The sequence below is a fragment of the uncultured Fretibacterium sp. genome (assembly GCF_963544685.1).
GTDB lineage: Bacteria > Synergistota > Synergistia > Synergistales > Aminobacteriaceae > CAJPSE01.
On record NZ_CAUUGJ010000027.1, the window covers coordinates 1 to 24,072 of the forward strand.

Genomic DNA, 24,072 nt, shown 5'->3' on the forward strand with positions numbered 1-24,072 from the left:
TCAGGAGACGCAGCAGGAAGGACAGGGCCTCCTCCACGTCCTGAAGCTCCAGAAGGGCCTGGCGCTCCTCCAGCTTCACGGATATGTGCGAGCCGATCAGATTGATGAGCTGCCCCAGATCGTTCAGCTCCGCAATGGAGGCCATCACCTCGCTCGGGATGCGGGGCTGCAGGGTGTTGTAGCGCTCGAAGCTGCCGAGGACGCGCCGCCTCCAGGGCTCCAGATTTGCCGATTCCGCCTGAATCCAGGGCATAGGGACCACGTGCGCCGTCAGGATGTCCTTGTCCAGCCGGTATTCCCGAACCCTCATCCGGGCTATGCCCTCGACCAGGACCTTGGTCGTCCCGTCCGGGACGCGCACCACCTGAAGGACGTTGCAGAGGGTCCCCACCTTGTAAAGGTCGCCGATCTCCGGGTCCTCGGTCCCGTTGTCCGTCTGGGCCGCCACGAAGACCTTCTTGTCCTGGAGAAGGGCGGATTCCATAGCCCGTATGGATCGGGGACGCCCCACGAAGAGGGGTATGATGATCCCCGGAAAGAGGACCATGTCCCGGACGGGAAGAACGGGACAGATCCCCTCCTCCGGGGTCTCCGGATCCTGGGAGGCTACCACCGCGATCTTCGTCGCCACCTCAGGCAACCTCCCTGGCCTCTCGGAACAGGCTTTCGAGGGGGATTTTCCGGTCGACGAAATCCGCCGTGATCGAGAGAGCGCTCACCTTTCCCTCCATCGAGGGCAACTCGTAGAGCACGTCCAGCATCAGGTTCTCCATGATGGAACGCAGCCCGCGGGCCCCCGTCTTCTTCTTGACGGCAAGCTGGGCGATCCGGGCAAGGGCCTCGGGAGTGAATTCCAGGCGCACGCCCTCCATGGACAGGATCTTCTGATACTGCTTCACCAGGGCGTTGCGGGGCTCCTGCAGGATGCGGATGAAGGCCGCCTCGTCGAGCTCCTCCAAGGCCACCAGGACGGGAATGCGCCCGACCAGCTCCGGGATGAAGCCGAAGGCCATGAGATCCTCGGGCTGAATCTTGCGCACGATGTCGTAGCGCTTCTCCGAGGTACGCACGGACAGCTCGCCCCCGAAGCCCAGGGAACGCTGAAGCTCGCGCCGCGCCACGATGTTCTCGATCCCCTCGAAGGCCCCTCCGCAGATGAAGAGGATGTTCTCCGTGTTCATCTGGATGAAGTCCTGATGAGGGTGCTTGCGTCCGCCCTTCGGCGGGATGTTGGCGACGGTCCCCTCGAGGATCTTGAGCAGGGCCTGCTGGACCCCCTCCCCGGAGACGTCCCGCGTGATGGACGCGGACTCCGACTTGCGCGCGATCTTGTCGATCTCGTCCAGATAGATGATGCCCCTCTCCGCGGAGGGCAGGTCGTAATCCGCCGCCTGGAGGAGGCGCACCAGGATGTTCTCGACGTCCTCCCCCACGTACCCGGCCTCGGTCAGGGTCGTCGCGTCCGCGATCGCGAAGGGGACGTTGAGTTTTCGCGCCAGGGTCTGGGCAATCAGGGTCTTTCCGGACCCCGTCGGCCCCAGCAGCAGGACGTTGCTCTTCTGGAGATCGATCTCTCCGCTGCGCAGCTCGATATTGTTCCGCACCCTTTGATAATGGCTGTAGACGGCCACGGAGACCACCCTCTTGGCCAGGGACTGCCCCACGACAAACTGGTCCAGAAACTCCTTCAGCTCACGGGGCTTCACCGGAAAAAGCGCCGACGGCGCCTCCTTCGTCTCCTCGTCCCGGACCGGGGACCGGTCCTTTTCCTCATGCGGCACCTCCCCTTTTTCGTTCTCGAGGAGAATGTTGCAGAGCTCCACGCACTCGTTGCAGATCCAGGCTCCATGACCGGCGATCAGGCGATAGACCTCGCCCTGGGACTTCCCGCAGAACGAGCAGTGGATATCCTTCTGTTCAAATCCGTTATCCTTCTTCCTGTCCAAAGTGAAACGACCTCCAGAAAACGCATTAAGGGGACAGCAGAGTCCATCCCCTTAAAACGCCTTATATTCAGGGTTTAGAGCCGGCAGGGGTTACCGCGTATCGATGATGCGGTCGATCAGACCGTACTGCAGGGCCTCCTCCGCCGTCATGAAGTTGTCCCGTTCCGTGTCCCGTGCGACGTCCTCGATGTCCCGGCCCGTCTGGGCGGCCAGGATGCGGTTCAGACGTTCCCGCGTCTTCAGGATATTGCGCGCATGGATCTCGATATCGGTGGCCTGTCCACGGGTCCCGCCGGAGGGCTGATGGATCATGATCTCCGCGTTCGGCAGCGCCAGGCGCTTCCCCTTGGCCCCGCTGGACAGAAGCACCGCCGCCATGCTCGCCGCCAGCCCCACGCAGATCGTCGAGACCGGGCTCTTGATGTACCGCATCGTATCGTAAATGGCCAGACCGGCGGTCACGGAGCCCCCGGGGCTGTTGATGTAGAGATGGATATCCTTCTCGGGGTCCTCGCTCTCCAGAAAGAGCAGCTGCGCGATGATGGAGTTCGCGACCCCGTCCTCCACCTCCGTCCCCAGAAAGACGATGCGATCCTTGAGGAGCCGGCTGTAGATGTCGTAGCTCCGCTCTCCCCGCCCCGTCTGTTCGATGACGTAAGGAATGTAGTAGGACATGAGGACCTCTATCGCTCTCCGTCCGCCGAGGGCGTTTCCGCCTGGGGAACCGACAGCTCGTCCACGTCCCGGACCTTGACGAGGGTCATGAGGAGATCCGTAATCTTGGAGTAGCGAAGGTCGTCCACGACTCCGGCCAAGAATTTCCGGTCCTTGTGCAGCAGGCCCAGCAGCCTGTTGCGCTCGATGCCGTAGACCGCCGCACGGCGGTCCACCTCCGCCTCGAGGTCGTCCTTGGAGACCTCCACTTCGTATTTTCTGCCAATGGCGTCCAGAACAAGCATATTCCGGACCATCTCGACGGCCCGGGAACGGATGATCCCCTCGTAGCGGGCTTCGTCCTCCCCTTCCTTCAGGTTGAGGAGCTCCTTCATCCCCATGTTGAAACGCCGCCTCGCCTCCTCGTCGTCCTTTTTCTTCAGAAGCTCGATCTGGCGCTCCACCAGGCTTTCGGGGACATCCACCGTAGACCGCTTCGAGACCTCGTCCACGGCGCGACCAGCGGCATGGGCCTCGTTCTCACGCTTCATCCGGGCAAGGAGGTCGTCTCCGATCTTCCGGCGGAAGGACTCCTCCGTCGCGATCTCCGTATCCTCTCCGAACAGGCTCTTGAAGAACGCGGCGTCGAGATCCGGAAGGATACGGGTATTGACGGTCTCGAGGGTCATCGTATAATGCACGCGCTTGCCCGCCACCGTGCTGTCCCGGTAATCGGGCTCGACGTCGAACTCCGTCTCCACGGTGTCGCCGGCGCTCCTGCCAATCAGCGCAGAACGGACCTCACTACGGACGACTTCGTCGGAGAGGTCGATATCGCTCTTCTGGGGCTCGCTCTCCCCCGAGGACGCATCCTCCAGAATGCGGGTGACGAAGTTCACGACGACGACATCCTCCTTTTCGGCCGGTCGTTCGACCGGCTCCAGGCGGGAATGCCGTTTGCGGATATCGAGGATCAGTGCGTCCACCATGTCGTCCGTCACATGGGAGTTCAGGCGTTCGACTTCTATCTCCTCCAGGACGGGCAACTCCGTCTCCGGCATGACCTCCAAGGTGAGCTCACAGGTCACGGGTTCCCCCTCATGGATGTCGTCGATATGGATGGACGGGTCGGAGATCGTCTCAAGGTCGTAGTCCTCGACGACCTGCTGCAGGGCTGCGGGGAGGATCTTCTCCAGAGCTTCATTGTAGAGGGCCTGGCGTCCGACGCGCATCTCTATCACCCTGCGCGGTGCGTGCCCCTTACGGAACCCGGGGATGTTCGTGCTCCGGGAGATCTCGCCCAGCGCCTCGGCAAGCCCCTTGGAAAATTCGGCTGCCTCGAACTCGACCTTGACCCTGACGATATTCTTTTCCTGCCCCAGCAACTCCGTCTTCATCTCTCAAACTCCTTTCGAGCTTTCAAACGCGCGTATTATACCATTTAACCCATTTGAACGGGTATTTGAAATGGCCAAGCGGCACGCTTTCGACCGGTCTCGAATCCGTCTTTTGAGGGGCCGCGCTTCCAGGAGCTCTGTGCTAGAATGGGTGCGCCGCAATTTCAAAGAAGTTCACGATCGTTCAGGTTCCGTGAAGTTTCGATTCACGGACCTCTGGAATTTTCAATCGGAGCCTTTAAGGAGGAGACAGATCATGCCTATGCAGATAGGATTGGACGAATTGCTTTCCATGCTGCTGGCCCGCGTGGACGGGCTCGCCATGGATTCGGAAAACCAGAAGAGCCGTTTCAACATCATGTTTCGGATCCTCTACAGGAAAGGCCTCTTTTCCGAGGCGGACGTCCTCGATGCGGTTCGTGAGGAGCACCGTATCCTAAAGGAGCTCGGGATGCTGGAGAAGATGCCCGAGGAGGAGGCCATCCGGTCCGCGGCCGATGCCCTGATGCTCTGGATCAAGGGGGATACGGCGGCCATCCGCAAGTCCCTGGAGGAATACGACAAACGCCTTCAGGAGGCCATGAGCAAACAGCAGAAGCCGAAGATCGACGTCGCCTCCGCGGCGGTCCTGAATCAGCTGGACCGCATGGGAGGGGGCCCTCAGGGTGGAAAAAAGCTCATCCTCTAAAATTTCGTCCTCCCCTGGACACCCGCCGCGTCAATGTCCCATCCTCTTCTCACGGTGATACGGTTATGGAACCGGACGGCAGGCCACGGACTATTCGTGGCCTTGCTTGATGTCTTTTTCCTTTCCCTCGCCGTCTATCTCGGATACGCCATACGCCTCAGCCTCTTCATCCCGGAGCTGTACCTCTCCGACTGCCTCCGCGCCGCCCTGGCGTTCTCGGCGTCCGGCGCGGCCGTGTTCGGCCTGGGAGGGCAGTACAGGATCCTGTGGACTCAGGCGGGGTTCGAGGACTATCTCCGCTTCGCAAAACTCTACGTCCTGGCGGCCCTCCTCTTCTTCTCCGCGAATTTCGTCTGGCACTTCGTCCTGCTTCCCAGGACCACGCTCGCAATTCTGCTCTTCTCGGGATTTATCTTCTGCAGCGGGCTCCGGGCCTCCTGGCGACTGGTTCACGAGCCGTCCCCCGCCCAGTCCTCCCGGCAGAGGACCCTCATCGTGGGGGCCGGCGAGGCCGGCATCCTGCTGGCGCGGGACCTGCTCCGAAATTCCGGGGACCTCCTTCCGGTGGCCTTCGTGGACGACGATCCCCAGAAGATCGGCAAAAGGATCGCCGGGCTCGACGTCGTCGGAGACACGGAGCGCCTGACGGAGATCATAGGAGAACAGGACATCGGGGTCGTCCTGATAGCCATCCCCTCCGCGCTCGGAAGGAAGATTCGTTCCCTCTACGACCGCCTGGCCCCACTGGGGGTCGAGGTCCGCATCCTTCCCAGCCTACGGGAGCTGGCGGGGGGATACATCTCCGTCAATCGGCTCCGCAGCGTCAAGCTGGAGGACCTTCTGGGGAGAGACCCCGTGACGATCGACCTGCAGGCGATCTCCGGCTATCTCCGGGGCCGCAGCGTCCTCGTGACGGGGGCGGGCGGTTCCATCGGCAGCGAAATCGTGCGGCAGGTCATTCGAAACGAGCCCAGGGAGCTCCTTCTCCTGGGACACGGCGAGCAGTCGATCTACCTTTTGATGGAGGCGCTGCAGCGGGAGGGGCTTGGCGTTCCGCTGCACCCGATCATCGCGGATGTGGCCGACGAGACGGCGGTCGAGGATCTGTTCCGGCGCTGGAGGCCTCAGGTGGTCTTTCACGCCGCGGCGCACAAGCACGTCCCGCTCATGGAGTCCTGTCCGCGGGAGGCGCTGCGGGTCAACGCGCTGGGGACCCGCACCGTCGCGCGGGCCGCGGGCCGCGGGGGCGTGGAGCGCATGGTCCTGATCTCCACGGATAAGGCGGTCAACCCATCGAGCGTCATGGGGGCCACGAAACGACTGGCGGAGAAAATCCTGGAGCAGGAGCAGCGGAACTACCCCTCCACCGCCTTCATGGCCGTAAGGTTCGGGAACGTCCTGGGCAGCCGGGGGAGCGTCATCCCGAAGTTCGAGCTTCAGATCGCATCAGGGGGACCCGTCACCGTCACGGCCCCGCGGATGAAGCGCTATTTCATGCTGATTCCGGAGGCCGTGAGCCTGGTCATACAGGCCGGGGCCATGGGCAAGGGAGGGGAGCTCTTCGTCCTGGACATGGGGGAGCCCGTCGTCATCACCGAGATGGCCGAGCTTCTGATCCGCCTTCATGGATACGAGCCCTATCGGGATATCCCGATCGTCTTCACCGGAATAAGGCCCGGCGAAAAACTCGAGGAAGAGCTTTTTTACGAGCCATCCTCCGTGCATCCCACGTCGCACCCCAAGGTGTTTACGGCTCATCTGAGGGCCTCACAGAACTCCGAGGCGGAGCTGAACGATCGGCTGGAGCGCAGCATGGCCCACCCGGAGCTTGCGCTTTCCCTTCTGTGCGGGATGGTGCCGGAGTATGCTCCGCGATCAGGCGTCGTTTCGCCTCACGGGTCATCCTCTTGATCCGGCACTCGCGGCTCATCGCCTCCTCGCGGCTCGGGCACTCCTCGCAATAGGCCAGGACCACGGGACGCCGGGAACGCGTATACCGGGCCCCGGTTCCCGCATTGTGTCTGCTCAGGCGTTTTTCCGGATCGGTCGTCCATCCCGTGTAGAGCGATCCGTCGCGACAGCGGACGATGTAGACGTAGAAGGGCAAAGGATTCCGCCTCAGATCTTCCTGGTCATAACCGGAGCGCCGTTCGCAGAAAATACCCACTCCAGGCCGCCGTGGTCCATAAGATGGGTCAGGAGGATGTTCAACCCGATGAGGATCAGCAGCACGCCGCCGATCAGCTCCACGCGCCTGCCGAAGCGGCATCCGACAAAGCGCCCGATGCAGACGCCCAGGACGCAGGTCAGGGCCGTAAAAACCCCTGCCAGCAGGGCCAGATCGAGGACGGGCTTTTTCACGAGGGCAAAGCCCGCCCCCACGACGAAGGCGTCGATCGACGTGGCCAGGGCCAGGGAGAACAGGGCCCTCGGAGAGGCTGTCGCGTCCCCCTCGCAAGGATTCGAGGGCCCCAGAGCGCTGCGGATCATGCCCCCTCCCACGAAGGCCAGGAGCCCGAAGGCCAGCCAGTGGTCGAGCGCGGCCATCAGCCCCGCGGACCACTCCCCCGCCGCCCATCCGCCCAGGGGCATGAGGAACTGAAACAGGCCGCAGGCCCCTCCCATCCGAAGGGACGCCCTTCCGAACCGCCCCGGAATGCAGGCCCCCATGCAGACGGAGACGGCAAATGCGTCCATGGCCAGGGAAAATCCCGATACGGCCGACTCCCAATCCAATCCATCCTCGCCGCCTTCCTGAAAAGACAAAAAAGAACGGAGCGTCGGAGGAAAGATCGTGTCCGACGCCCCGGATTCGGCCTCAAGTGAAAACCCAGCCCTCATTCCATCAGGATTTTGCTTCCGCCGATGAGATACTCCATCCCCGACCAGACCGTCAGCGCCATGGCGATCCACATCAGGACCATGCCGCCCGGTATCTTCAGGATCAGCATCGTGAGGGCGACGATCTGAAAGACCGTCTTGATCTTCCCCCCCCGGGACGCCGCAATGACGACGCCCTCCGCCGCGGCGACGAGACGCAGTCCCGTGACGACGAACTCCCGGGTGATGATGACCAGCACGATCCAGGCGGGGATACGGTGCAGCTCCACCAGCGCGATCATGGCCGCTATGACCAGCACCTTGTCGGCAAGGGGGTCGATGAACTTCCCCAGGGTCGTCACCAGACGATGCCTGCGCGCAATGTAGCCGTCGAAGGAATCCGTCAGGGCCGCAACCACGAAAACGGCGCCGGCAAGGATATCCCCCCAGGCCGGAGGGTCCTCCATCAAAAAGCCCGGAAGCGGAACCGTTCCACCGATGCGCACCGATAGAAACAACAACACGATGGGAGCCAGAAAAACACGCACCAGGCTGAGCGTGTTGGGCAGGTTCAGGGCCTTTGCACTCAAATCGGATCACACCTCCAAAACTCGCCGCCCCGTATCGCTTCATACGAGGACGCAGCGCCGCAGGATGAGCATTTTCATAGTTTAAGATGATCGTTGCCCAATTGTCAATTCTCCAGGGGAGCCTGTGGGTCAAAACAGCGTTCTTTGCGATTTCGTAAACTCCGTCCAAAACTTACGGGCCGGAGCCGTCAGAACCAGTTTGGGAAGCTCCTCGAACGGGACGAACCTCCACCCGTCGTCCTCATTCCCCGCCAGCTCAGGCGAAGCGGAGACCTCGGCGGCCACAACCCAGGCCCTCACCCGGTGAGTCGTAAAGGAGAAGTCGACCTGTCCGACATCCCGGCGCGAGGTGCAGGAAAAACGCCAGGGCCGTGCCCATTCCCGAAAATCGGAATCGAAGTCCTCGCTATCCCGCTCGAACCAGGGCAGCTCCCACATGGAAGCCCAAAGCCCCCGATCGGGACGGCGGCGCATCAGGCAGGCCCCTTCGCGGAAGCCCACCAGACCCCAGGCATCGATCCTGCGAATCTCGGCACGCGGCCTGGGAAGCGGCCGGCCCATGGAGGTGCCCTGCCTCAACGAAAGGCAATGCGCCTCCATGGGGCACACCGGGCAATCCGCGGCATGGGGCATACAGACAGTCGCCCCCAGGTCCATCAGCCCCTGATTCAGGTCCCTGGCGCGGCCCGCAGGGAGCATGCGGGCAACGACCTCCGAGACGCGCCTCCTGAGCGCTCCGCTCCCCGCGGGAAGGGGGATGTCGCACAGGCGTGCGACCACGCGCTCGGCATTTCCGTCCACCGCCGGGACGGGAAGATTATAGGCCACGCTCGCGACGGCCCCGGCGGTGTAGGGCCCAATCCCCGGATAGGAGCGCAGCCGTCCCACATCGGAAGGAGGGAGATGGAGCCCCTCCTTCACCATCGCCCTTGCTGCGTTCAGCAGGTTGCGGCAGCGGGAATAATAGCCGAGCCCCTCCCAGAGCTTGAGGACCTCCGATTCGTTCGCGCCTGCCAGGGACGCGAGATCCGGATAAGCCGCCATCCACCGCTCGAAGTAGGGCAGAACCGTCTCGACCTGGGTCTGCTGGAGCATGAACTCCGAGACCAGCACCTTATAGGGATCGTAATCCTCGCGCCAGGGCAGCCTGCGGGCGTGGACCGAAAACCAATCCGACAACAGTCGGCCGCAGAGCGCCTCCCGTTCATCCGGATGGAAACAGTCCGCTGGCGCTCGGGGGAAAGCACGCCTTTCCCTCGAGGACCCCCTGCGGGTCACCGAACGTATTTCCAGGTATCCCCGTCCAGGGGACGGGGAGGTTTTCCGGTCGCGATGCGAAGCTCCCGATCCGTGATCTTTATAGTGCGGAGGACGAGGGGAACTCCCAGCTTGTCGAAATCCGCCGGAGGGTTGATCTCCTGTATCTTACTCCGAATGGCCTGAGTCTGTTCGTCGTTGTTGATCTGAACCTCCGGGTTCGCCAGCCAGATCTGTCTGCCGCCTCGCAATTCGAGGCCCGTCGTAATTTTAAAGGCGGCCCGCATCCCGCCGTTGACCCGGTAGGTCCCCTCGAGCAGGATCTTTCCCGGCCTGAAGTCCAGGGACAAGTCCCTCCATTGCTCGTCCCCCTGGGTTCGGGAGAAGAGGGCGAGTGCTTCCCGCGCCGTACTCTCTTTCAGAAGCAGCTCCGCATTGAACAGCCCCTCCCATTTCGACGGACGAAAGGTCTTGAGGTCCCCTACGTCCCACTGCGAAGGCGGCGTCAGGCGGACCAGAGCCCCGGAGAGGGAAAAACGGTCCAAGCGATAGTCGGTTCCCGCGGAGGGGCCCACGATGTCGAGGTACAGCCCGGATATATCCCCGTTTTCCTTGGGGCCATCCACAAACGTGACGGTCATCGACTCGGGATCCAGGGCTTTCGCCAAGGCCTTGACGAGCTTCGCCTGGTTCGTCGTAGCCTTGAAGTCCCCCCTTACCTCCTGAACCGAGGACGACGCAAAAGAAACCCCACCGAGACAAAACGAGAACAGCAACAATGACAAGGGAAACACTCGCAGCATCAAGAACCTCTCCTTCAACAGCCGAATGAGCGCACGCTCCCGCCTCTGCACACCCCGCAGAAAAACTTCGGATCCCGTGCCGACACCATCATACCAAGTTTCCTATCCGCATGGAACGATATTGACCTCCGAAGCGCAAAAAATTCCCCGCGTCGGTTACGTCGAGGGTAGGGTTAATGTTGTAAAGGGCTTCGCCGTCTGGACCCCCTTGGCATATAGCTTCCAGGCCCCGGCAGGGGCGGCGTTCTCGTCGAAATCCCGCAGGGCTTCCCGCCCTTTGCACCGCGGTCTCGTTACGGATGGGGTACCAGCGTCGGGAACAGAAGGTGCGACAACACACATCCCGTCTCCGGGGCGATGTCCATTGCCCATAATCCGCTGCCCCCCGCAATCCCCCCTTACCAAGCGCTGCAGCACTATTATCCGCTGATTGATCCGCCTTTTCAAGGGAGTTGTCCGCGCCTGAGCCCTCAGGAGGGAAAAAAGGAAGAGGCCAATCGGGCTGTCCCCTCAAAAACTCCGGCTCTTCCACGGCGCTGCCGTCGCTGATGTTCAGCCGAACTATTGACAGAAACTGCTCGAAAGTCCCGGCACCCTTCGCGCCTCGCAGGCGATGGCCTGCGGTCCGGCAACGCAAGCTCAACGCCGTTTTTGCTGTCTTTTCAAACGGCTTGCCGGGCGCTCTCTTTTTAACCTGCGTTTGGGTGTCCTTGACAAGCTCATGGCTTATCGATAAAATACTCAAGGTTTTGCCGGGATGGCGGAATGGTAGACGCAGTGGACTCAAAATCCACCGGGGGCAACCTCGTGGGAGTTCGAGTCTCCCTCCCGGCACCAGAATTAAAGAGCGCCAAGGCGCTTTTCCCTTTCAAGAAAAATAGAATGGATCTTCGGTATTTCCAAGGTATTAAGGGGTGGTTTAGGCTGCCCCTTTTTCTTGTCCGTGCAGGCCAGCTTACAGGACAAAAGCGAAAAGGCGGCCGGTGCGTGCCGCATCCCCGGGCCGTAACGATCCTGACAGGGAAATGAGCAAATCCTTCACTTTCAAAGGGCCTCGGGAAAGACTTCCAACCTGTGGCGAAATCGGGTTCTACGCGCTTTCTGCCGCACCCGGCGGGTGCGGCAGCGAGGTCGGCTCAACCCATACCATAACACGCTCAATCCTCGATAAAGCTGTCTCAACCTGTGGATTTTTTGGGAAATTATGGGGAGCCGGTTCCCGGGGACGCGGAGTCCAACGAAAAATTTGTTTCTGTCGCTGGAATGAGCTGGAAAATGTCCGAATTAACACCCCGGTCTTCTCCCCTGCGCAGGGGAGAAGACCGGGAGTAAGTTAAACGGTTACGCCTCCGCCGCCCCTACGGACTCCGGGGCCTCGGCTTCGACGACCGCCTCCGGAACGGCGTCCTCCGAGGCCGACGACAGTGTTTCCCCCTCCGGCTCGGGAGGGACGGGCTGCGCCTCATCCTTTTTTTCGCCGGAGAGAGCGATGGGACGAAAGGCGCTCGACCCCGTTCCGGCTGGGACCAGATGTCCGATGATGACGTTTTCCTTGAGCCCATGCAGCGGGTCGACCTGTCCCTTGACGGCTGCCCCCGCGAGGATCTGCGCCGTCTGCTGGAAGGATGCGGCGCTCAGGAAGCTGTCCGTGGCCAATGCGGCCTTGGTGATGCCATGGATGAAGGGTTTGCACTCGGGGCTCTCCCTCAGCTTCCGGACAAAGGTGACGTTTCGGATCAGCACATAGGAGTCGACCTTCGCGGAAAGGGGGCGGACGAATATCTCCACGGGCTCCCTGTCGACGATGGCATCCAGGACGTTCTTACCGATCTCCTGCCCCGAGGCCAGCGAGTCGACGGATGCGCCCTCCGTCAAGGTCATGTCCAGCAGAACCTTTCCGTAGATTTTCGAGGACAGGAAGCGCGCAAAGAGGTTCGAGCGCACGAAGATCCCCTCTTTGGTCTCGATGGCGGCGATCTCCCCCAAGGCCAACCCCTGAACCACGCGGGCGTCCACAAACTGGGACACGTCCGACAGGGGGGTCCCCTCGCGATCCACAGCCTTCAAGAGCGTCTTTCCCCAGATCTCGTCATCGTTCATCAGGTCGTTCCGGAACATATCGACGACACTGACGTGCTCGACGTTATGCCAGACCTTGAGCTCTCGCACGTCGCGAGAGGCGATCAGATCCGCCGTCTCTCGGGTCACGGGGGTGTCCATCGGTACCAGAACCTCTCCGTCGACGGTGACGTCCTCGGCCAGCCACATGGACCCTACCATCTTGTCCAGCAAGTCCCGGTTTCGGACGAGGATGGGGCAAGGATCACCCGAGGTGATCAGGCGCAGGTGGCCCGCGCTCAGGCGCTCCCCCTTCGCCACATGCCTTTCGCCGTCCGTGAGGTCCTCGACCAGCTCCAGACCCTCCATCTGCTTACGGAAGGCAGCCTCGCCGATTACGACCTCGACATCGCGTCCTCCATGCTCCAGGGTCAGCATGGAGAGCATCATGCCCGGTTTGAGCAACAGGCGTATGGCCCCCTCATCCAGGGGTTTGCCCAGCAGAGGCTGGACCTCCTCGTGCGCTTTCTCCACGGATTTCAGAAGGTCCCCGACGAAAATCCGAACCGCCTCGGCGACATAGCGCTCGTTGTCCTCCCGAATGCTCTTTTCCGCCTCTTCGATATCTCCGATCCAGACCAGGTCTCCGGCGACGAAGGAGGTATCGCCCTCCTCGATGACGCGTACCCGGTTGAGGGGAGCGACCTTGCGCAGGATGACCTCGATATGCTTATTGTTGATGGAGACGCCCTGAGAGTGGTAGACGTACTGGATCTCGTCCACCAGCATCCTCTGGACCGCGTCGATCCCGCTGACCTCCAGCAGCTGCTGCGGGTCGATGCTGCCCTCGGTCAAACGGGTCGTCGTTCCGACCTCCATGCCCTCCTCGATATCCTCCCTGAGTTCCTGCGAGGCGGGGATGGTATGGACGATCCGCTCCGTCCCGTCCTCCGAGGCGACGATGACCTTGCGCTTCCCGTCCGAGCTTCGAATCTCCTCGACGACGCCGTCCAAGCCGGCCAAAAAGGCGACCTTCCGGGGCCGGCGAACCTCGAAGAGCTGCTCGATGCGCGGCAGACCCTGAGTGATGTCCTCGGTCTGATGCACGCCGCCCGTGTGGAACGTGCGCATCGTCAGCTGCGTTCCGGGTTCTCCGATAGACTGTGCTGCCACGACTCCCACGGCCTCGCCGATGGGAATGAGGTGACGGGAGGAGAGGTCCATGCCATAACACTTCTGGCAGAGTCCCCTCTTGAGAGCGCAGGCAAGCGGACTGCGCACCCAGACCTCCTCGATGCCGCTCCGCTCGATAGCCGCGGCATCGTTGTAGGAGATGATCTGCCCCTTGCGGACAAGGATCTCCCCCGTCTCGGGCGAGGCGATGTCGTTCAGCGCGGTCCGGCCCGCTATACGGTCGGCCAGGGGGATCATGACTTTCTGCTCGCTCGTCAGGGGACGGATGCAGATGCCCTTTTCCGTGCCGCAGTCGTGCTCGGTGATGATGAGGTCCTGAGCCACATCGACCAGACGGCGGGTCAGGTAGCCGGACTTGGCCGTGCGCAGGGCCGTGTCCGCAAGCCCCTTCCGGGCGCCGTGCGTGGAGATGAAGTACTCCAGCATATTCATGCCCTCCCGGAAGTTGGCCGTGATGGGATAGTCGATGGTGCGGCCCGTGGGGTCCGACATCAGGCCGCGGATTCCCGCCATCTGCCCCATCTGCCCCAGGCTTCCGCGGGCTCCGCTCTCCACCATCATCAGGACGGAGTTCCCGGGCATCATGTGCTCCGTGATCTTGTCGGCAATCTGCCGCGTCGCCCGGGACCAGAGCTTTCCCTTTTGGGCCAGGTACTCGTCGCGGGTCAGGAGTCCCATCTCGTAGTTCTCCTTGGCCACGTCGTCCTCCTTCTTCGTGGACTCCGTGATCTCGGCTTTTTCCGGCGGGATAATGATGGACTTGACCCCGAAGCTGATCCCGCTCCTGGCGGCCCAGTGGTAGCCGAGGGACTTGACGGCATCCAGCATCTCCACGACGGCCGCACGGTCGATCCTGTCGTACGCGTCGTCCAGAAGGCGTCCGATGCTTTTTTTATCCAGCTGGTGGTTGACGTAGCACAGGGGAGACGCGATGATGCTGTTGAACAAAGCCCGGCCCGGCGAGGTCTCGAAGAAGACCGTCGCGCCCTCCGGCGCCCTGACGTCCCTCGCGTCCTCGACGATCTTGGCCTCGCCGTTCTCCCCCCTGTATTTGCGGCGTCCCTTGGGACGCGTGCCCCAGGAGGGGTCCTCCTTGAGCCATACGGAGGCATTGACGTGCACCGCCCCATGGTCGAAGGCCGAGAGGAGGTCCTCAATGTCCGAGAAGTGCATTCCCTCCCCCTGAACCCCAGGGCGCATGTCCGTAAGGTAATAGATCCCCAGCACGATGTCCTGCGTCGGCGTGACGACGGGACGCCCGCTGGCCGGGGAGAGAAGGTTGTTCGCCGAGAGCATCAGAAGCCGCGCCTCGGCCTGGGCCTCCAGGGACAGCGGAACGTGGACGGCCATCTGATCGCCGTCGAAGTCCGCGTTGAACGCCGTGCAGACCATGGGGTGGAGGCGGATGGCCTTGCCCTCCATCAGCACCGGCTCGAAGGCCTGAATGCCCAGGCGGTGCAGGGTCGGGGCACGGTTCAGCATGACGGGGTGGTCCTTGATGATCTCCTCGAGAATCCCCCAGATCTCCTCGCGTCCCCGCTCGATGATGCGCTTGGCGCTCTTGACGTTCGGGGCCAGGCCGCGGTCCACGAGCTGGCGGACGACGAAGGGCTTGAACAGTTCGAGCGCCATCTGCTTCGGAAGCCCGCACTGATAGATCTTGAGCTGCGGCCCGATGACGATGACGGAACGCCCGGAATAGTCCACGCGCTTGCCCAGAAGATTTTGGCGGAAGCGCCCCTTCTTGCCGCGCAGGAGGTCGGTGAGGCTCTTCAGGGGACGGTTCCCCGCGCCCAGCACCGCCTTGCCCATGCGTCCGTTGTCGATGAGGGCATCCACGCACTCCTGGAGCATGCGCTTCTCGTTTCGGATGATGATCTCCGGAGCCCGGAGCTCCTGAAGTTTCTTCAGGCGATTGTTGCGGTTGATGACCCGCCGATAGAGGTCGTTCAGGTCGGACGTCGCAAAGCGCCCTCCGTCCAGCTGCACCAGAGGACGCAGGTCCGGCGGGATGACGGGAAGGACGTTCAGGATCATCGACTGCGCCGAGGAGGTGCTCTTTCTGAAGTCCTCCGCCACCTGCAGGCGTTTGACCAGCTTGCGCTTCTTCTGCCCGCTGCTCTCCGCGACCTCCTCTCGCAATGAGGCGGCCAGAAGGTCGAGGTCCAGGCGGTCTATGATGGTCTGAACCCCGTCCGCTCCGATCCCCGCTTCGAATTTCTTGTCGTAGGCGTGGCACAGCGCCTGCTGGCGGTCGTAGATGACCTCGGCCCACGCGAAGGGAGAGGCCCCGGGCTCGACCACGAGGTAACAGGGATCGTCTATCGTGATCCCCCAACGGACGGATGTGAACCGGCCGGGATATTTCTGCTGAAAAAGTTCGAGCTCGGTCTTGGAGACGATGCTTCCCTTCGTGAAGGGAAGTTTCAGGGCGGCGGTGACGACGAAGGCCTCGCTGTTCGAGATATGGGCCCGGCGAAAGGCCTCCGGCGCCCCGGCCGACTCCCGGTGTTCCTCGGCCTGCGACAGGGGGACGATGTCCCCGACCTTCAAAGACAGGCCCTCGATTTCCTCCGTCAGCTCGAAGGCCGGCTCCACCTTAAAGATTTCATCCCCGTAGTCCGCCTTGAAGCGGGCCACCTGCTGCGCCGTCAGGACATCCCCCTCGCTGACGGGAATGTTGTCGACGTTCTCGAGGGAGAAGGCCTCCTCGGCCCGAAACTTGGGGTCGTAATGCGCATGGACCTTCATCTCGCTCTCGGAGATGACGGCCTCCTTGCGGACGAGGTCCGTTCGGCGCCCTTCGGTAACGACTTTCCAGGCACCCTCTTTCTTGCGCGTCGGGGCGAAGTAGACGACCTTCTCCAGCTCCTTCGCGCTGGTGCCGAGCAACAGGCTGAGCCGGCTCGGAATTCCTCTCAGATACCAGATGTGAACGACGGGAACCGCCAGCTCGATATGCCCCATCCGCTCGCGGCGGACACGGTTATCCGTGACCTCCACCCCGCAGCGGTCGCAGATGATGCCCCGGAATTTGGGGCCGCTGCGCTTGTATTTGCCGCAGGCGCACTCGTAGCTGCGCGTCGGCCCGAAGATGCGTTCGCAGAAAAGCCCGTCCTTTTCCGGACGCAGCGTGCGGTAGTTGATGGTCTCGGGCTTCTTGACCTCGCCGCTCGATATCTCGCGGATACGCTCCGGCGTCGCCAGCTTGATCCTGACGCCGACTATCTCTTTTCGCGCCATATCCCGTCAGTCTCCTTCTTCATCCCCAGCCACATCCTCAACCAACGACAGTCCCTCCGAGAGGGCTTCCTTTTCCTCCGTGAAGGGATCCAGCACATCGAAGATATCGCCCTGATCCTCGGAGTCATCCACGCGCACGTCGCCCGGCGCCGGGGAATCCTCATCGAAGATCGACGGAGATGCGGACCGGACGGCCGCGTAGGCGCCCCGCTCCTCATCGTCGTCGTCCAGCGTCATTCCGCCGACCGATCCGTCGTCGTACTGAACCTCGACATCCAGCCCCAAACCCTGCAGTTCCTTGACCAGGACCCGGAAGCTCTCGGGAACTCCGGGCTTCACAAGGCTCTGCCCCTTGACGATGCGTTCATAGGTCTTGTCCCGCCCTCGGATATCGTCCGACTTCACGGTCAGCATCTCCTGCAGCACGTTGGCCGCGCCGTATCCCTCGAGCGCCCAGACCTCCATCTCCCCAAATCGCTGGCCGCCGAACTGAGCCTTGCCGCCCAGGGGCTGCTGGGTGATCAGGCTGTAGGGTCCCGTGGATCGGGCGTGGATCTTGTCGTCCACGAGGTGAATCAGCTTCAGCATGTACATGCAGCCGATCGTGACCTTCTTCTCCATGAGCTCACCCGTGCGCCCATCCCGGAGCGCGATCATGCCGTCCTCGGTGAGGTCGGGATATTTCCGCGTCGCCAGCTCCTTCATGTTCTCGAAGATCTCCTGCTCCTGAGCCCCCTCGAAGACCGGTGTGGCGACGTGCCATCCGTTGTGCACGGCGACGAAGCCCATGATGGTCTCGAGCACCTGTCCCAGGTTCATGCGGCTGGGAACGCCCAGGGGGTTCAGGACCACGTCGACGGGCGTCCCATCGGGAAGATAGGGCATATCCTCGACGGGCAGGATGCGGCTTACCACGCCCTTGTTGCCGTGCCGTCCCGCCATCTTGTCCCCCACTGTTATCTTACGCCACTGCGCCACATAGACCTTGACCGTGCGGATGACGCCGGGACCGAGCGCCTCGGGGTTGTCCTTGCGCTCCATCTGTTTGACGGCGACGACCTTGCCCCTGGAACCGTGGGGCAGCTTCAGGGAGTTGTCCCGGACCTCCCGTGCCTTTTCCCCGAAGATGGCGCGCAGCAGCTTCTCCTCGGGGGTCTGGTCCGACTCGCCCTTGGGCGTCACCTTCCCCACCAGGATGTCGCCCGAGTTAACCTCGGCCCCGATTCGGATGATTCCCGTGTCGTCGAGGTTGCGCAACATGTCCTCGCCGACGTTTGGGATGTCGCGGGTGATCTCCTCCGGCCCCAATTTCGTCTCCCGGGCATCGATCTCGTATTCCTCGATGTGCATCGACGAGAACTTGTCCTCCTTGACCAGGTTCTCGCTCAGCAGGATCGCGTCCTCGAAGTTGTAGCCCTCCCAGGGGACGAAGGCGACGAGGACGTTTTGCCCCAACGCCAGCTCGCCGTTGTCCACGGCCTGGCCGTCGGCGATGATCTCCCCCTTCTCCACGGTGTCGCCCTTGGAGACCAGAGGACGCTGATGGATCACCGTACACTGGTTGGAGCGGCGGAACTTGATGAGGTTGTAGACGCGCACGTTGCCCTTCTTGGAGCGAATCTCGATGCGCTCGGAGTCCACCCAGCGCACCTCCCCCGCCTCCGCAGCCACGACGCAGGATCCCGAGTCCTTGGCGATGCGGTGCTCGATCCCGGTCCCCACAACGGGGGCCTCGGGCAGAAGCAGGGGCACGGCCTGACGCTGCATGTTGGACCCCATGAGGGCCCGGTTGGCGTCGTCATGCTCCAGGAACGGGATCAGCGCCGTCGAGGAGGAGACGATCTGCTTGGGAGAGACGTCCATGTAGTCCACCTGGTCGACGGGGATCGTGTCGATGTCGTCCTGGTGACGGGTCGGACAATCCGTGCCCGCGATCGTCACCCCATCCTCCTCCAGAGGAGTATTGGCCATGGCGATATGATAATTGTCCTCGTCGTCCGCGGACAAAAACTCGATGTCCTTCGTCAGTCTGCCGTTCTTCACCTTGCGGCGCGGGGTGATGAGGAAGCCGTGCTCGTTCAGACGGGCATAGGTGGTCAGGGACGACACCAGCCCGATGTTCGGCCCTTCGGGGGTCTCGATGGGGCAGACGCGGCCGTAGTGCGTGTAGTGCACGTCGCGCGCCTCGAAACCGGCCCGCTCCCTGCTGAGGCCGCCGGGCCCGAGGGCGGAGAGGCGGCGTCGGTGCGTCACCTCGGCAAGCGGGTTGGTCTGGTCCATGAACTGGGACAGCTGTCCGGAGCCGTAGAACTCCCGAAGTGCGGCGGCGATCGGCCGGACGTTGATCAGCTCGCGGCCCATCGCCGTGCTGAGGTTCGGCATCGTGGTCATGCGCTCGCGGGCGATGCGCTCCATGCGCAGAAGCCCGATGCGGATCTGGTTCTGCAGCAGCTCCCCAATGGAGCGCACCCGCCGGTTGCCCAGGTGGTCGATATCGTCGCTCTTCTTATCCAGGGCCTTCATCGCGAACAGCTCCCGAACGATCGCGGCGAGATCCTTCAAGGTGAGAAGGCGCATATCCGCATCGATATCGAGCCCCAGACGGCGGTTCAGCTTATAACGCCCGACCCGTCCCAGAGTGTAGCGCCGGGGGTCGAAGAAAAGGGACTTCAGATACTCCCGTGCGTTTTCGATACGGGCCGGCTCATTGGGACGCAGTCGGCGAAATATCTCCAGCGTCGCCTCATCCGAGCTCTGAGTGACGTCCTTTTCCAACGTCAAAGCCAGGGAGGGATCGATCCCAAGCACGTCGATACCGCCCCGGCCTCCGGGGTTGAACCGCGCGAGAGTTTCCAGGGCCTCGCGCGTAACGGGACGCCCGCGGGCCACGATGACGTTGCCCTCCGGGTCCAGGATGTCCGCGGCGGAGAGCCTCCCCCGCATCTCATCCCCAAACTCCATGAAGGTCGGCTCCGCTCCGAAAAGGGAGATGATGGAATCGTTGTTCTCAGCCCCAAAGGCCTTGAACAGGAGCGTAACGGGGAGCTTCTTGCGGTTGTCGATGTTGACCGACACGATCTCGCCCGAGGCCAACGAAAAGTCCAGCCAGGCCCCGCGATCCGGGATCAATTTTGCCGAGCAGGCATCGTGGCCGGCCCCCTCTCCCCTGTTGAAGTAAATACCTGCGGAGCGCGCCAGCTGATTGATGACGACGCGCTCGGTTCCGTTGATGATGAAGGTTCCTCTCTCCGTCATCACGGGGAAATCGCCGAGAAAAATCTCCTCCTCCTTGATCTCCTGGGTTTTGGTGTTGGCAAGGCGGATCGTGGCCCGGATGGGACGCGCCCAGGTCATATCCCTCTGTCGCGCCTCTTCCTCGAGGAGATTGGGGCTGTCGATATAATAACGGACAAATTCCAGGGCAAATTGGCCATCATAACTCTCGATAGGGAAGACCTCATGAAGCAGTTCCTGCAAACCTTGCATCGAACGGGCTTCCGGAGCCACGTCGTCCTGATAGAACCATCGATAGGAATCCCGCTGCACCTCGATCATATCGGGCATTTCGACAAGATCGCGCGCGCGTCCGAAGGTATAACGCTGCCGTTTTTTGCTTACCGAAACAAATTCGGGCATGGACTGAAGGACCTCCCTTGCCAAATGGGGGAAAATTATGCCGAACTCCAATAATAACAAAAGGATATAGCCCTGTCAACCGACACGACTATATCCTTTTTAATTCAACGATGGTGCCCGAGAGAGGACTCGAACCTCCACAGCCTTGCGACTACTAGAACCTGAATCTAGCGCGTCTACCAATTCCGCCACCCGGGCTTGAAAACAAGAGGTATTCTAGCAAGCCTCTCAGGGTTTTGCAAGAGGCAAAAGCAGATTCTTTGTAAAATTTGCGACATGTTTTTTGAAAACCCTCCGGCAGTATCGTCAGGAGGCGGTATCTGTGCTAAAGTAACCACCAAACGGGAGACACGATATCCCAAGATGGAAATTCGTAACGGAAAGCGGCAGCCGCGAAAAACCGAGGACGAGGGGGATACCGAATGAACATGAAGGTTTTGGTGGGGCTCGTGGCCTTGCTGTCCGCCATCGCTCTTTGCACGATTCTGAATCTGGCCAGCGGAGTGTTCATTCCCCTGGTGGTCGCATGGTTCATCCTCCAGGTCTTTCGCCCCGTCATCAGGCTGGGCTGGAGGATCCACCTGCCCCCTATCCTGAACATCACCCTGGTCTTCGCCATATTTTTCAGCGTCTGCGTCCTCGGGATCTACTTCTGCACCCTGCAGGCCGTGGAGTTCAATCGAGCGTACAATCTGTACTATTCCAAGCTCAACATGATGTTCAACAACATCCTGAACGCCCTGAACATCCCCCCGTCGACCATATCCAACTTCAACTGGCTCGACCTTCTTGGACGCTATGTGCGCAACATCTCGGAGCTGGTCCTGGCGTTTTCGAGCAAGTTCGTCCTGACCCTGGTGTTTTTGATGTTCATGCTTCTGGAGGCCCCCTACGTCAACGAGAAGATCGACAAATCCTTCTCGGGCACAAGCGCCTTCAAGATCAAGAACATCCTCGACACGATCTCCCGTCAGATCAGCCGTTATCTGGGGACATTGAGCCTCATCAGTCTGGCCACGGCCTTCTGTGCCTGGCTGGTTCTCGTCGCCCTTGGCGTGGAACTGGCGTCCGGGTGGGGCGTTCTGACCTTTCTCCTGAACTTCATCCCGACCGTGGGTTCCATCATCGCCACGATCCCCCCCGTCCTCATGGCCATCCTGCAATTTTCCCCCGGCCTGTTCAAGCCCCTGGTCGTACTGATCTCCCTGACGGCCATTCAGATCACCATCGGCAACGTCATCACGCCCAAGGTCGTGGGAGACCGCCTGGGGCTCAGTCCCGTCGTTATCCTCCTGTCCCTCCTGCTCTGGGGAACCATCTGGGGAATACCGGGAGCCCTGTTGTCCGTCCCCATCGCCTCCATCATCAAGATCGTCTGTGAAAACATACAGCCTTTGAGGCCCATTGCCGTGCTCATGGGCAGCGGCGAGGCCGCACTGCTGGCGGCTCCGCCGGCCTCCAGGGAAAAGAAAAAGCACGCGGCCGGCCCGGAGGTCTCCGCTGACGACACGAGATCAAGCGAAAAGGAGGAGTGATCCCGATTCGGGAGTTTCCTCAGGGGACCCCAACCCTTCTCCAGCGTCCTCCAACCTGTATCCGCGCTCGCGCTGCCGCTTTGGCCTCCGGCGTCCATACGCTCTGCACCGTTCCCCGCCTGCCGGGAGCCGGAGTTTTCCTGAGCCCTCGACCGGGCTCGTCTGCCGGGAGGTGAAGCGGAAAGGTGTGGGGCTCCCTTTCCTCCTTCAGAATTGCCTTAAGCTCTCCAACCGCTATTTTCATAAGTCCCATCCACATCAAAAAAACGACGACCTGCTGAAAAAAGTACGCGTTGTCGAAGTGCATCACCGGGGTTTGCAACATACGGCTTTCCTCCTTTTCGCCGCCGACATGCGAAATTTTATCTCGTTACCTCTTTGGTATTGACTATACTACGAAATACGTAGTATAGTCAATACCAAAGAGGTAGAATACCGAACGAGAGGAGGCCTATTACGTCGCTTTGGGCGAGGATTTCGTTTCCTTGTTTTTTCGCCCAGAAGAGGGAGCAAACGACCATCTGTCAAGTCCCCGGGACTTAACAGAACGGCCTCGATGGAGTAGGATTGTCCTCGGTGAGGACGACTTGGCGGGAATACCCCAGCAGGACAGGAGGAGGCTCTATGGAGAACGACGCGGCAAAAAACATAGGCGAGCGTATCAAGGCGCGGCGGGAGGCGCTCGGTATGAAGCGCCCGGAACTCGCCCGACGTTTGGGGGTCGAGCCCAACACCCTTTATCGCTACGAGATTGGAAGCATCGGCATCAAGGACTCCATCAAGGAAAAAATCGCCCAGGCCCTAGGCGTCAGCCTTGGATACCTCATGGAGGGCAAAGGGCTGCGGTCCGTTCCTCAGAGGCTCGAGCCCGAGCCGATCGTGCCTCCGCAGATTTATCTTCCTGTTTTGAATCAGGAGGCATGTGCGGGCGGCGGCTTCAACTGGTCGGACGTCGAATCGGAGGTGAAGGAGTGGATGCCGTGGCCGACGCTCGAGACGGGGGGCCCCACAGGTCCGGACAAGCCCTATTTCGTCCGCGTGGAGGGCGAGAGCATGATCGGAGCCAATATAGACGACGGCTGCCTGATCCTGATCAACCCCAACATCGAGGTCAGGAGCGGGGACATCGCCTACATCCGCTGGCAGGAACGCTGTTCCGTCAAGGGCATCATCTTCTACAGGGACGGACGAGTGGAGCTGCGCCCCGCCAACAAGGACTTCCGGTCGATTTGGGTGGAGAAGGAGGATATCGAAAATCTGGAGGTCCTGGGCAAGGTCGTCCGCTGGCTCAACATGGGCGTTCCCAAAAGTATCTTCTAGGCTGCGGCAGCTTGGAAGAACAAACAGGACCCGTCCCCGGTACAAGTATCTCTTGTCGGGGACAGGTCTGTTGGTATTTTTGGCCGTGTTGCCAGCCGGGAGGAAGCGGTCCGGCGGAAATGACGATGCCCTTTGTCGTCGTGATGGGGCCTTGAGGGTTCTTATTCCCCCTCCTCGAAGAGTCCCAGCATATCCGACAAATCGAAGGATTCGTCCTGTTTGGCCTTGATGGACTCCACCTCCACCTCAAGCTTTCTCTTGGCCTCCAAAACGGTTCGAGCCTGCTCCAGCCGTCTGAATGCGGCTTCAGGATATCCGCGGTTATAGAGCTCCATCGCGGCGTTGGTGATGAAGCCCCCCAGGAAGGCCTCCAGTTTCAGGGGTAAGGTGTCCTCCGTATCCCCCCCGTACTTTTTCGTGAATTTCTCCACATTCCAGTCGAGCATGTCCCTGCTTATGGAGGCGAGCTCGTCCAATACCCTGTCGAACTCGCTCTTCTGCGACGTGGAGTCCACATAGCGCTGATTCGAGTTCATATCGTACTTCAAGGTAAAATCCGATTCCCCGTGCGTCTCCCCCTCCGCAGGCGAATCCGGCCCGGAAGGCAGGGCCGCTTCCCGGACTTCAGCCTTCACTTCATCGACGGGATCCGGGGCCGATTTTTTTGTCTTTTTTCTGACCGCCATCGTGCTGACCTCCTATTAAGAACACGCAGCCCGCCTTTATGAAGCGGGTCCGATGGACCTTCCATGCCGCCCCTGCCCTACTGCAGGGCCAGGGCCATGACGGTGCTCAATCTTCGGACAAAGGATGCGGGATCGGAGATGGACCCTCCCTCGAGGATCAGGGCCTGGTCGTAGAGGACCGCAAGGAAGTCCTCGACCCGGGCGTCTCCGTCCTCGGCCATCTTCATGAGGCGAAGGACAAGCGG

The 24,072-nt window shown here is 61.4% G+C and carries 15 protein-coding genes, 2 tRNA genes and 1 pseudogene; 5 read left to right on the forward strand and 13 right to left on the reverse strand.

The genetic code is table 11. From position 1 onward, the window contains the following. The 4 genes from ABLA28_RS04235 to tig form a co-directional block, all read right to left on the reverse strand. On the reverse strand, positions 1–631 hold a 631-nt coding region (locus ABLA28_RS04235; protein WP_347712636.1), incomplete at its 3' end, for an LON peptidase substrate-binding domain-containing protein. Between the two features lies 1 nt (position 632). Continuing rightward, positions 633–1,946, reverse strand: coding sequence for an ATP-dependent Clp protease ATP-binding subunit ClpX (gene clpX / locus ABLA28_RS04240; protein WP_347712637.1), 1,314 nt, complete (start codon positions 1,944–1,946; stop codon positions 633–635). Between the two features lie 90 nt (positions 1,947–2,036). Beyond that, the gene (gene clpP / locus ABLA28_RS04245; protein WP_299299452.1) at positions 2,037–2,621 is read right to left on the reverse strand and encodes an ATP-dependent Clp endopeptidase proteolytic subunit ClpP; all 585 of its coding nucleotides are present in this window, start codon (positions 2,619–2,621) and stop codon (positions 2,037–2,039) included. 8 nt (positions 2,622–2,629) lie between these two features. Further along, positions 2,630–3,997: a trigger factor gene (tig, locus tag ABLA28_RS04250; RefSeq protein WP_347712638.1), complete on the reverse strand. Its 1,368-nt coding sequence runs from the start codon at positions 3,995–3,997 to the stop codon at positions 2,630–2,632. Between the two features lie 256 nt (positions 3,998–4,253). Between tig and ABLA28_RS04255 the strand changes: the two genes are divergently transcribed. Beyond that, positions 4,254–4,685, forward strand: a complete 432-nt coding sequence (locus ABLA28_RS04255) for a hypothetical protein (protein WP_347712639.1) — start codon at positions 4,254–4,256, stop codon at positions 4,683–4,685. Between the two features lie 96 nt (positions 4,686–4,781). Then, positions 4,782–6,596 (forward strand): nucleoside-diphosphate sugar epimerase/dehydratase, encoded by a 1,815-nt coding sequence (locus tag ABLA28_RS04260; RefSeq protein WP_347712640.1) that lies wholly within the window; start codon positions 4,782–4,784, stop codon positions 6,594–6,596. A 40-nt stretch (positions 6,597–6,636) separates the two neighbouring features. Here ABLA28_RS04260 and ABLA28_RS04265 read toward each other — a convergent pair. From ABLA28_RS04265 to ABLA28_RS04285, 5 genes and pseudogenes are all read right to left on the reverse strand, one after another. After that, positions 6,637–6,852 (reverse strand): annotated as a pseudogene (locus tag ABLA28_RS04265) (GIY-YIG nuclease family protein); the annotation flags it as partial. Then, positions 6,804–7,421 carry a manganese efflux pump MntP family protein gene (locus ABLA28_RS04270; protein WP_347712641.1) on the reverse strand — a complete coding sequence of 206 codons (618 nt, stop codon included), beginning with the start codon at positions 7,419–7,421 and terminating at the stop codon, positions 6,804–6,806. The pseudogene ABLA28_RS04265 and the gene ABLA28_RS04270, both read right to left, overlap by 49 nt. Positions 7,422–7,522: 101 nt before the next feature. Further along, positions 7,523–8,095 (reverse strand): CDP-diacylglycerol--glycerol-3-phosphate 3-phosphatidyltransferase, encoded by a 573-nt coding sequence (gene pgsA, locus ABLA28_RS04275; RefSeq protein ID WP_347712642.1) that lies wholly within the window; start codon positions 8,093–8,095, stop codon positions 7,523–7,525. A gap of 129 nt (positions 8,096–8,224) precedes the next feature. Next, positions 8,225–9,274, reverse strand: a complete 1,050-nt coding sequence (locus ABLA28_RS04280; protein ID WP_347712643.1) for an A/G-specific adenine glycosylase — start codon at positions 9,272–9,274, stop codon at positions 8,225–8,227. A 95-nt stretch (positions 9,275–9,369) separates the two neighbouring features. After that, a complete protein-coding gene (locus ABLA28_RS04285) occupies positions 9,370–10,155 on the reverse strand; it encodes a hypothetical protein (protein WP_347712644.1) in 786 nt (261 codons plus the stop codon). A gap of 751 nt (positions 10,156–10,906) precedes the next feature. On the opposite strand from ABLA28_RS04285, the gene ABLA28_RS04290 reads away from it, so the two are divergent. Beyond that, positions 10,907–10,992, forward strand: a tRNA-Leu gene (locus ABLA28_RS04290). A 504-nt stretch (positions 10,993–11,496) separates the two neighbouring features. On the opposite strand, the gene rpoC is transcribed toward ABLA28_RS04290, so the two are convergent. From rpoC to ABLA28_RS04305, 3 genes are all read right to left on the reverse strand, one after another. Beyond that, positions 11,497–16,650 carry a DNA-directed RNA polymerase subunit beta' gene (rpoC, locus tag ABLA28_RS04295; protein ID WP_347712645.1) on the reverse strand — a complete coding sequence of 1,718 codons (5,154 nt, stop codon included), beginning with the start codon at positions 16,648–16,650 and terminating at the stop codon, positions 11,497–11,499. 6 nt (positions 16,651–16,656) lie between these two features. Then, a complete protein-coding gene (locus ABLA28_RS04300) occupies positions 16,657–20,286 on the reverse strand; it encodes a DNA-directed RNA polymerase subunit beta (RefSeq protein WP_347712646.1) in 3,630 nt (1,209 codons plus the stop codon). Between the two features lie 111 nt (positions 20,287–20,397). Then, positions 20,398–20,484: transfer RNA gene (locus ABLA28_RS04305), tRNA-Leu, on the reverse strand. Positions 20,485–20,708: 224 nt separating this feature from the next. Here ABLA28_RS04305 and ABLA28_RS04310 point away from each other — a divergent pair. Then, positions 20,709–21,821 (forward strand): AI-2E family transporter, encoded by a 1,113-nt coding sequence (locus tag ABLA28_RS04310; RefSeq protein ID WP_299297945.1) that lies wholly within the window; start codon positions 20,709–20,711, stop codon positions 21,819–21,821. Positions 21,822–22,445: 624 nt separating this feature from the next. Next, positions 22,446–23,141 carry a S24 family peptidase gene (locus ABLA28_RS04315; protein ID WP_347712647.1) on the forward strand — a complete coding sequence of 232 codons (696 nt, stop codon included), beginning with the start codon at positions 22,446–22,448 and terminating at the stop codon, positions 23,139–23,141. 161 nt (positions 23,142–23,302) lie between these two features. On the opposite strand, the gene ABLA28_RS04320 is transcribed toward ABLA28_RS04315, so the two are convergent. Next, the gene (locus ABLA28_RS04320) at positions 23,303–23,827 is read right to left on the reverse strand and encodes a hypothetical protein (protein WP_347712648.1); all 525 of its coding nucleotides are present in this window, start codon (positions 23,825–23,827) and stop codon (positions 23,303–23,305) included. Between the last annotated feature and the right edge of the window lie 245 nt (positions 23,828–24,072).

Bases quoted from the DNA above. Each gene is read 5' to 3' on its own strand.
- clpP (WP_299299452.1), bottom strand. From the start codon at position 2,621: ATGTCCTACTACATTCCTTACGTCATCGAACAGACGGGGCGGGGAGAG.
- tig (WP_347712638.1), bottom strand. From the start codon at position 3,997: ATGAAGACGGAGTTGCTGGGGCAGGAAAAGAATATCGTCAGGGTCAAG.
- ABLA28_RS04255 (WP_347712639.1), top strand. From the start codon at position 4,254: ATGCCTATGCAGATAGGATTGGACGAATTGCTTTCCATGCTGCTGGCC.
- ABLA28_RS04285 (WP_347712644.1), bottom strand. From the start codon at position 10,155: ATGCTGCGAGTGTTTCCCTTGTCATTGTTGCTGTTCTCGTTTTGTCTC.
- rpoC (WP_347712645.1), bottom strand. From the start codon at position 16,650: ATGGCGCGAAAAGAGATAGTCGGCGTCAGGATCAAGCTGGCGACGCCG.
- ABLA28_RS04300 (WP_347712646.1), bottom strand. From the start codon at position 20,286: ATGCCCGAATTTGTTTCGGTAAGCAAAAAACGGCAGCGTTATACCTTC.
- ABLA28_RS04310 (WP_299297945.1), top strand. From the start codon at position 20,709: ATGAACATGAAGGTTTTGGTGGGGCTCGTGGCCTTGCTGTCCGCCATC.
- ABLA28_RS04315 (WP_347712647.1), top strand. From the start codon at position 22,446: ATGGAGAACGACGCGGCAAAAAACATAGGCGAGCGTATCAAGGCGCGG.
- ABLA28_RS04320 (WP_347712648.1), bottom strand. From the start codon at position 23,827: ATGGCGGTCAGAAAAAAGACAAAAAAATCGGCCCCGGATCCCGTCGAT.